This window comes from Prochlorococcus marinus str. MIT 9201 (assembly GCF_000759955.1).
Taxonomy (GTDB): domain Bacteria; phylum Cyanobacteriota; class Cyanobacteriia; order PCC-6307; family Cyanobiaceae; genus Prochlorococcus_A; species Prochlorococcus_A marinus_G.
On the sequence record NZ_JNAL01000001.1, the window covers coordinates 1 to 10944 of the forward strand.

At 35.2% G+C, this 10944-nt stretch carries 2 protein-coding genes; both read right to left on the bottom strand.

What is annotated here, in order from left to right; translation table 11 throughout:
* Positions 1–8879 (bottom strand): Ig-like domain-containing protein (locus tag EU95_RS09595; protein ID WP_032521278.1); only part of this gene is annotated, 8879 nt, incomplete at its 3' end.
* Between the two features lie 2 nt (positions 8880–8881).
* Positions 8882–10944: TolC family protein (locus tag EU95_RS09315; protein WP_158462192.1), on the bottom strand; the 2063-nt coding region annotated here is incomplete at its 5' end.

Sequence of the window (10944 nt, forward strand, 5' to 3'; positions counted from 1 at the left end):
ATTTTTATGTAGTACTCAGTAGAGGATTCAAGATTAACGCTTGGATTTATTGTGATCTGAGTTGTACCTGATCCTGTTACCTGGTTACTAGTAACATCAATGCTTTCTACAACAGAATCATCAGATGTCTTATAAATAACGATATTGCCGCTTTCTACATCAACAGCTTCTGTAAAATTTAAAACGATATTACTGTCTTCCGCTATTGCTGTTGCATCATCCGCTGGATTAGAACTCGTTAATGTCGGATCAACCGCATCTCCCGTTGTAAAAGATAAAGACGTCGTATCAGTAATCCCCGAATAAGAGTTTCCATTTGGATCGTCAAAGGCAGTGGTATCTATTTTTACGTAGTACTCAGTAGAGGATTCAAGAGTAACACTTGGATTAATTGTGATCTGCGTTGTACCTGATCCTGTTACCTGGTTACTAGTAACATCAATGCTTTCTACAACAGAATCATCAGATGTCTTATAAATAACGATATTGCCGCTTTCTGCATCAACAACTTCTGAGAAATTCAGAACAATATTACTATCTTCCGCTATTGCTATTGCATCATCCGCTGGATTAGAACTCGTTAATGTTGGATCAACTGCATCTCCCGTTGTAAAAGATAAAGACGTCGTATCATGAATTCCAGCATAGGAATTACCACTTGGATCATCAAATGCTGTTGCATCAATCTTTAAATAGTATTCCGTTAATGAATCAAGATCATCTGTTGGATTTATCGTGATCTGACTAGTCCCAGATCCTGTTACTTGATTACTAGTAACATCAATTGCTTCTACAACAGAATTATTAGAGGCTTTATAAATTACAATACTTCCTCTTTCAACATCTACGACTTCTGAAAAGTTCAGAACTATATTGCTTCCCTCTACTACAGCTGTTGCATTATCCGCTGGAGTTGAGCTGCTTAAGGTTGGAGCAACCGCATCAACTGTTGTAAAAGATAAAGAAGTTGCATCACTTATACCCGCATAAGAATTACCACTTGAATCGTCAAAGGCACTAGCATCAATCTTGACGTAATATTCAGTAGAGAGTGCAAGGTCATTTGTAGGATTAATAGTTATTTGACTAGTACCAGATCCAGTTACTTGATTACTGGTAACATCGATTGTTTCTACAACAGAATTATCAGATGTTTTATAGATAACAATATATCCAGTCTCAACATCTACAGCTTCTGAAAAATTAAGGATGATATTACTATCAGTAGCTATGAGTGTTGCATTATCTGCAGGTAGAGAGCTGGTTAAAGTTGGACCTGCAGTATCTGCCGTTGTAAATGAAAGAGAGGTTGTGTTGCTTATTCCGACATAAGAATTACCACTTGAATCATCAAATGCTGTTGCATCAATCTTTAAATAGTATTCTGTTAATGACTCAAGATCATTCGTTGGATTTATAGTGATCTGAGTTGTACCAGATCCTGACACAAGATTACTAGTTACATCGATTGTTTCTACAACAGAATTATCAGAGGTTTTATAAATAATGATATTGCCGTTTTCTACATCAACAGCTTCTGAAAATGTCAATACAATATTGCTATTATTGGCAACAGCAATTGCATCATCTGCAGGTGATGAGCTAACTAAAATTGGCGCTATAACATCTCCAGAAGTTGTGAATGACAACGAGGTTTTATCGTTAATTCCTGCATAAGAGTTTCCATTTGGATCATCAAAAGCTGTCGCATCAATCTTGATGTAATACTCAGTTGAAGTAGATAAATCATTACTAGGATTAATTGTGATCTGACTGGTTCCAGATCCTGTCACTTGATTACTAGTAACATCGATCGTTTCGACGACAGAATCGTCGGATGCTTTATAAATAACAATATCGCCGTTTTCCACATCAACTACTTCTGAAAAATTCAAGACAATATTGCTATGAATAGCAACAGCTGTTGCATTATCTGTTGGATTAGAACTCGTTAATGTTGGAGCAACTGTATCGCCAGTCGTAAAAGATAAAGATGTCGTATCACTTATGCCGGCATAAGAATTACCGCTTGAATCATCAAATGCTGTCGCATGGATCTGTAAATAGTATTCAGTTAATGGTTCAAGATCGTCAGTCGGATTAATCGTGATCTGACTTGTTCCAGAACCCGTTACTTGGTTACTGGCAACATCTATCGTCTCTACAAGGGAATTATCAGAGGTTTTATAAATAATAATATCGCCATTTTCTACATCAACAGATTCCGAGAAATTAAGAACAATATTACTTCCCTCTGCTACAGCCGTTGCATCATCGGCTGGATCAGAACTCGTTAATGTCGGAGCTACTGTGTCGCCAGATGTTGTAAAAGAAAGTGTAGTCGTATTACTTATGCCAGCATATGAATTACCACTTTGATCATCAAATGCTGTCGCATCAATCTTTAAATAGTATTCCGTTAATAAATCAAGATCATCTGTTGGATTTATTGTTATTTGACTAGTACCAGATCCTGTCACTTGATTACTAGTAACATCGATTGTTTCTACAACAGAATTATCAGAGGTTTTATAGATCACAATATTTCCACTTTCTACATCAACAGCTTCTGAAAAATTCAAGACAATATCACTCCCTACCGCAATAGCTGTTGCATCATCTGCTGGGACAGAACTTGTCAATATGGGGGCGACAGAATCACCCGTGGTAAATGACAGAGATGTCGTATCACTAATTCCTGCATAAGAATTACCGCTTGGATCATCAAATGCTGTCGCATCAATTTTTAAATAGTATTCCGTTAAAGACTCAAGATCATCCGTTGGATTTATTGTGATCTGACTGGTCCCAGATCCTGTTATCTGGCCACTTGATACATCGATAGTTTCTACAACAGAATTATCAGAAGTTTTATAGATAACGATATTGCCGGTTTCTACATCAACAGCTTCTGAAAAATTCAGAACAATATTACTTCCCTCAGCTACAGCTGTTGCATTATCCGCTGGATCAGAACTAGTTAATGTCGGAGCGACTGTATCTCCCTCATCATCTTCTTGGTCAGTGCTACTAGTGCTGGTTGAGTCCGGTTCAATCGTCTCACCAGTCGTAAACGATAAAGAAGTTGCATCACTTATACCTGCATACGAATTACCACTCGGATCATCAAATGCTGTTGCATCAATCTTTAAATAATATTCCGTTAAAGACTCAAGATCATCTGTTGGATTTATTGTGATCTGGCTGGTCCCAGATCCTGTTACCTGATTACTTGTGACAATAATTCTTTCGACTTCAGAATTATCAGAAGCTTTATAGATAACAATATCGCCATACTCTACATCTACTGCTTCTGAAAAATTCAGAACAATATTACTCCCCTCAGCTACAGCTGTTGCATCATCAACTGGAACAGAACTAGTTAATGTCGGCGGGACCGTATCACCTGTTGTAAACGATAAAGATGTCGTATCAGCAATCCCCGCATAAGAATTTCCACTCGGATCATCAAATGCTGTTGCATCAATCTTTAAATAATATTCCGTTAATGAATCAAGATCATCTGTTGGATTAATCGTTATCTGGCTGGTCCCAGATCCTGTTATCTGGTTACTGGTAACATCAATTCTTTCGACTTCAGAATTATCAGAAGCTTTATAGATAACAATATCGCCATACTCTACATCTACTGCTTCTGAAAAATTCAAGACGATATTACTTCCCTCAGCTACAGCTGTTGCATCATCCGCTGGATCAGAACTCGTTAATGTCGGAGCTACTGTATCGCCTGTCGTAAATGATAAAGAAGTTTCATCACTTATACCCGCATAAGAATTTCCACTCGGATCATCAAATGCTGTTGCATCAATCTTTAAATAATATTCCGTTAATGGTTCAAGATCATCTGTTGGATTTATCGTGATCTGGCTGGTCCCAGATCCTGTTACCTGATTACTTGTGACAATAATTCTTTCGACTTCAGAATTATCAGAAGCTTTATAGATAACGATATCGCCATACTCTACATCAACAGCTTCTGAAAAATTCAGAACAATATCACTCCCTACCGCAACAGCTGTTGCATCATCAACTGGAACAGAACTAGTTAATGTCGGAGCTACTGTATCACCTGTGGTAAACGATAAAGATGTCGTATCACTTATACCCGCATAAGAATTACCGCTTGGATCATCAAATGCTGTTGCATCAATCTTTAAATAGTATTCCGTTAATGAATCAAGATCATCCGTTGGATTAATCGTTATCTGGCTGGTCCCAGATCCTGTTACCTGGCCACTTGTTACATCGATTCTTTCCACTTCTGAATTATCAGAAGTTTTATAGATAACAATATTTCCAGTTTCTACATCAACAGCTTCTGAAAAATTCAAGACAATATTACTTTCTTCCGCAACAGCCGTTGCATTATCTACTGGAACAGAGCTTGTTAACGTCGGGGGGACCGCATCTCCTGTCGTAAAAGATAGTGAAGTCGTATCATCAATTCCTACATAAGAATTTCCTGCCTGGTCATCAAATGCTGTCGCATCAATCTTTAAATAGTATTCCGTTAAAGACTCAAGATCATTAGTTGGATTGATCGTTATCTGATTAGTTCCAGAACCCGTTACTTGATTACTTGTAACATCAATTGTCTCTACAACAGAATTATCAGAGGTTTTATAGATCACAATATTTCCAGTTTCTACATCAACTACTTCTGAAAAATTAAGAACAATATCGCTTCCAACATTTACTAATATTGCATCATCCGCTGGAACAGAACTAGTTAACGTGGGCGGGATAATATCTGGAGTGGTAAATGATAGAGAAGTCGTATCACTAATCCCTGCATAAGAATTCCCACTTGGATCATCAAATGCTGTCGCATCAATCTTTAAATAGTATTCCGTTAAAGACTCAAGATCATTAGTTGGATTGATCGTTATCTGATTGGTTCCAGAACCCGTTACTTGATTACTTGTAACATCAATTGTTTCTATAACAGAATTATCAGAGGTTTTATGGATAACAATGTTTCCAGTTTCTACATCAACTACCTCTGAAAATGTGAGCACAATATTGCTATCAACTGCTACATCTATCTCATTATCCGCTGGATCAGAACTCGTTAATATCGGGTCAACTGTATCGCCAGTCGTAAACGATAAAGAAGTCGTATCATCAATTCCGACATAAGAATTTCCTGCCAGGTCATCAAATGCAGTTGCATCGATTTTTAAATAATATTCCGTTAATGAATCAAGATCATCTGTTGGATTGAGAGTGATTTGACTAGTGCCAGATCCAGTGATCCTATTATTAGTATTTATCTGCCCTCCCATTCCTGCATGAGCAGAGCATTGATAAAAAAGAGTAGGGGAGGAGGAAGCAACAGTTATAGTCACTGTCGCACCAGAAGAACCTGCGATCCCATTTGTGGTTACTCCTGTCGTATATTCTCCACCCGCTTTATCTGCTGAGGTATAAAATCTCAAAGGATGATTAGCATTAGAGCTATGAGATTGATCAAAAATATAGGTACCACCTTCTGCAAGATCAAGAGTTTCTGCAGAAGTTCCAGAGTTATCAAATATATACTTATTGCCATTATCAGAAACAACCGTAACTAAATAAGTTTTGCTATTACTTACATCGAAAGTTTCTACAACAGAATCATCAGAAGTTTTATATAAAACAATATTGCCGGTTTCTACATCAACAGCTTCTGAAAAATTCAGAACAATATTGCTTCCTTCCGCAACAGCTGTTGCATTATCTGCCGGATCAGAACTAGTTAACGTCGGCGGGATAATATCTGGAGTGGTAAATGATAGAGATGTCGTATCACTAATCCCCGCATAAGAATTGCCGCTTGGATCATCAAATGCTGTTGCATCAATCTTTAAATAATATTCCGTTAAAGACTCAAGATCATTCGTTGGATTAATGGTGATCTGACTAGTACCAGAACCCGTTACTTGATTACTAGTAACATCGATTGTTTCTACAACAGAATTATCAGAAGTTTTATAGATAACAATGTTTCCAGTTTCTACATCAACTACCTCTGAAAATGTGAGCACAATATTGCTATCAACTGCTACATCTATCTCATCATCCGCTGGATTAGAACTCGTTAATACCGGGTCAACTGTATCGCCTGTTGTAAACGATAAAGAAGTCGTATCATTAATTCCGACATAGGAATTTCCTGCTAGATCATCAAATGCAGTTGCATCAATTTTTAAATAATATTCCGTTAATGACTCAAGATCATCTGTTGGATTGATAGTGATTTGACTAGTACCAGATCCAGTTACTTGATTACTGGTAATATCGATTGTTTCTACAACAGAATTATCAGAGGTTTTATAGATAACAATATTGCCGGTTTCTACATCAACAGCTTCTGAAAAATTCAAGACAATATTGCTTCCTTCTGCAACAGCTGTTGCATTATCTGCTGGATCAGAACTAGTTAACGTCGGCGGGATAATATCTGGAGTGGTAAATGATAGAGATGTCGTATCATCAATTCCTGCATAAGAATTACCTGTTGGATCATCAAATGCTGTTGCATCAATCTTTAAATAGTATTCCGTTAGAGACTCAAAATCATTGGTTGGATTGATGGTGATTTGACTAGTGCCAGATCCAGTTACCTGATTACTTGTAACAGCAATAGTTTCTACAACAGAATTATCAGAAGTTTTATAGATAACAATGTTTCCAGTTTCTATATCAACAGCTTCTGAAAATGTGAGCACAATATTGCTATCAACTGCTACATCTATCTCATTATCCGCTGGATCAGAACTCGTTAATATTGGGTCAACTGTATCGCCTGTCGTGAACGATAAAGAAGTAGTATCATTAATCCCGACATAGGAATTTCCTGCTAGATCATCAAATGCTGTCGCATCAATTTTTAAATAATATTCCGTTAATGACTCAAGATCATCCGTTGGATTGATGGTGATTTGACTAGTGCCAGATCCAGTTACCTGATTACTTGTAACATCGATAGTTTCTACAACAGAATCATCAGAAGTTTTATAGATAACGATATTGCCATTGGCTACCTCAACATCTTCTGAAAAATTCAGAACAATATTAGTTTCTTCCGCTACAGCCGTTGCATTATCTGCTGGAACAGAACTAGTTAATGTCGGCGGGATAATATCTGGAGTGGTAAATGATAGAGAAGTCGTATCATCAATTCCTGCATAAGAATTTCCTGCTGGATCATCAAATGCTGTTGCATCAATCTTTAAATAGTATTCCGTTAAAGACTCAAGATCGTTCGTTGGATTAATGGTGATCTGACTAGTCCCAGAACCCGTTACTTGATTACTAGTAACATCGATTGTTTCTACAACAGAATTATCAGAAGTTTTATAGATAACAATATTTCCAGTTTCTACGTCAACTACTTCTGAAAATGTGAGCACAATATTGCTATCAACTGCTACATCTATCTCATCATCTGCCGGAACCGAACTTGTTAGAATCGGAGGTGTTGTATCTATAACAATATCCTTATTACCAGCTAAAGAGTTTTCATCTCCAATAACAGGAAGTTTTAAAACAGCTTTATTCCCAACAGGGTCAGTAATATTTCCACCATTTAAAGATAAAGCAGAGATATTTGTGTATTCCAAATCAGGGGAAGTATCTCCAGGTTGGACAGTATAGGTAAAAGATAAGCTTGAAGTTCCGCTACCAGATGAATAGGTAGCTATACGATTAGTAGATCCTGTTTCTAGTTCTAAAACAGGCGTTCCATTTGATATATCAACTTCTACATCTTCAGAAAAATCAATCTGGATACTAATAGTATTGTTATCTGCATTGTAAATATCATTTGGATTAGATGAGGTCACTGAAGTGACAGTTGGGCCAATCGTTGTGAAAGATAATAAAGTTGAATCGCTTATACCTGAATAAGAATTACCTGCCAAATCATCAAAGGCTGTAGGTTCAATTATTAGGTAATATTCTGTTGAGGAAGAAAGATTATTAGTTGGGTTAATTGTAATTTGGCTGGTACCTGTACCAGTGACCTGTTTACTATTGACATCAATAGTTTCAAAAATTGAATTATCAGAGGTTTTATGAATAATAATATTGCCATTTTTAACATTAACATCTTCAGAAAAGTTGAGAATAATATTGCTAGCAATGGGAACTTCAATAGCATCGTCAACAGGTTCTGAACTTATTAAAGTTGGTGGAGTGGAGTCAATGAACAAATCCTTCTTTGGATTTAAAATATTTTTTTGAAGTGAATCAATTTCTAAATCAAATTCATCCTTTCGCAAGAATATATTTAATCCATCAACAATTTCAAAATTAATTATCAAATCATTATCTCTTAAATTTTGATCAACTTGATCTGATTCGAAATAAATTTTTGGGGGCAGTTTATAACTTATATAGTTAAAAGTCGGAAAGTTATTATCCCCAAGCCAACTTTGTTCTTCAAAACTAACTAAAGCTCGATTAAAGGTATTCTCTACAAAATACTTATCTTCCGTGAATATGAATTCTTTTAATTCAAAATCTTCATTGAAAACAAAATCCTGCAAAAACGGATAAGTGTTATTTGCGATCGACTGTGTAATTAATAAATAATTTCTATCTATGCTATCGAGATTAATATCATCAATCTTTTCAAAATTAACTTCATAAAAAATATATGATTCATAAAATTTTAAAGGAAGATCATAAGAAAAATTAGGTGAATTAAGATTGATTAGAGAATTATTTTTTTCATTTTTTCCTGTTAAAAAACTCCAAAATCTTCGAATAAAGCTACCTTGAAATGCATTATTGGAATCGGATGGAGTGCTTAAAATAAAATTTTGATCTAACCTATCTAGATCAATATCGTTAATTCTTTCAGGACAAGACATGCTTAGGCCTCTAAGCCAGTTAAGATCTGCAGATTAACAATACTAATATTGTATTCATTTATAGCTTTTGAATGAGTTATTTCAGCTTGGGTAAGATCTCTTTGGCTATTAAGAACCTCACGTTGCACACCTAGTCCAGCTTGCTGTCTTAAAAGAGATAGTTCTAATGATTCTTTTGCAGACAATATTGCAGCATAGCTATGTTCTATATTGAGCCTTGATTTTTCTAAGTTGGCAAAAAGTTGCTCGACTTCTTTACGAACTTTAGATTTCTCGAATGAAATTTGTTCTTTAATTTCACTGATCTTTGCTTCTTTTGCCTTGGAATATGCTTTTGAGGATCCACCATCAAAAATTTTCCAATCAAATTGAAGTCCAACTGTATTGTTTGTACTGTTTGATTTGTTATTTTTTTGAGGTGATAAAGCGTTTGCCTCTCCCTCTGCTAAATCTGCCTCAAATAAGTTAAATAAAGATACTGTAGGTTTTGTCTTCGCTAGTTCAAGTTTTGATTTGTTTTTATTGACTGAGATTTTAAGTTGAAGATCATCTATTTCTTTCCTATTAAAATAAGCACTATTGATAGCATCTTCTAATGATGTCTTCCATTCTCCAATAATGTATGGTTTAGAATCAACTACAGGTAAAGTTTTTTGATTCATATTCAGTGTTTGTACTAATTTAATCTCATTCATTTTTTGATTTCCTTTTTTTTCTGAAAGTAACTGTCTATCTTTTGATAATTGAGTACTAGCCTCTAAAACATCAAATTTAGTTCCTGTACCACTCTCCATTCTTTCAAGCGATTGATCTAGTGCAGCTTGAGAAATAGATATTGAATCTTCTGCAATACGAACATCTTGTAGTGACTGTTGTAACTTTAGAAAACGAACTTTGGCTTCTAATAATAAATCACGATGTTTTTGCGAATAAGCTATTTTTGCATTCTCAAGATTATCTTTAGCGGTATTTATTTGGGGTTTTCTGGAAGGATTAATTAAATCCCATTTTAAAGTTGCTTGAAGACTACCTTTAATTTGATCAGTTGATTTATTTGGAGCAAGACTATGATATGTATCACCAATAGAGTACTGAGGTAGACCTGTACTTGAGAGGTTTAGAGTTGGACTCCATGCTGAAGTTGTGCCTTTCAACATTTGTTTTGCCTCTTCAATTCTAGTTTCCATAATTTTTAATTCATGGCTACTTTCTTTAATAATGTTCTCTAAATCTTGAAATTGGACTGCTTTAAAATCTTTTTCACCAATATCCGGAGTAGAAATATCATTGTTTTGAATAATTTCATTTTTAGTCTGATCTTTTAAGAATTCAATTTTCTCTAAAACATTTTTTGAATACAATTGGCTGCTTGGTGAAACAATACTTTGACTGGTATTGGTACCTTTAATTTCATTATTAATTAAATCTGTAGTCTGCAAAGAAATTTCTTCAGGTTTTATGTAAATCGGAATATTACTTTTCTCTTCATCAGGAGTACTATCTTCATTTAATGGAGGAGCACCTAATATTAAAGGAGATGATTGAGATGGAATAAAAGCTAGTTCTTTTCTATTACTATCTTCATAAGAACTATTATTTAAGTTACTTAGATCGAGATCATTTCTTTTTTCAATTAAATTATCTTTTCCTGGTATAACTGTATTTATATTAGTGTTAGGGCTATTATTTTGAATATTACTAATTAAATTTATATTCTTAGAGAATAAATTATCTGGTTTTTTATAGATAGAAATAATACGGCCTCCATCAAATGGAGTTTTGTCTTCAGTTGAAGGTAAGGTGGGTCGAATTAATCTGTTATTTTTAATTCCTGAAATGCTGCTTAATTTCAAACTTGGAACAATATTATCTCTAAGTTGAGGCGCTCTAGTTAATTTCAATGTGGGAGCAATATTATCTCTAAGTTGAGGCGCTCTAGTTAATTTCAATGTGGGAGCAATATTATCTCTAAGTTGGGGTGCCCTAGTTAATTTCAATGTGGGAGCAATATTATCTCTAAGTTGAGGCGCTCTAGTTAATTTCAATGTGGGAGCAATATTATCTC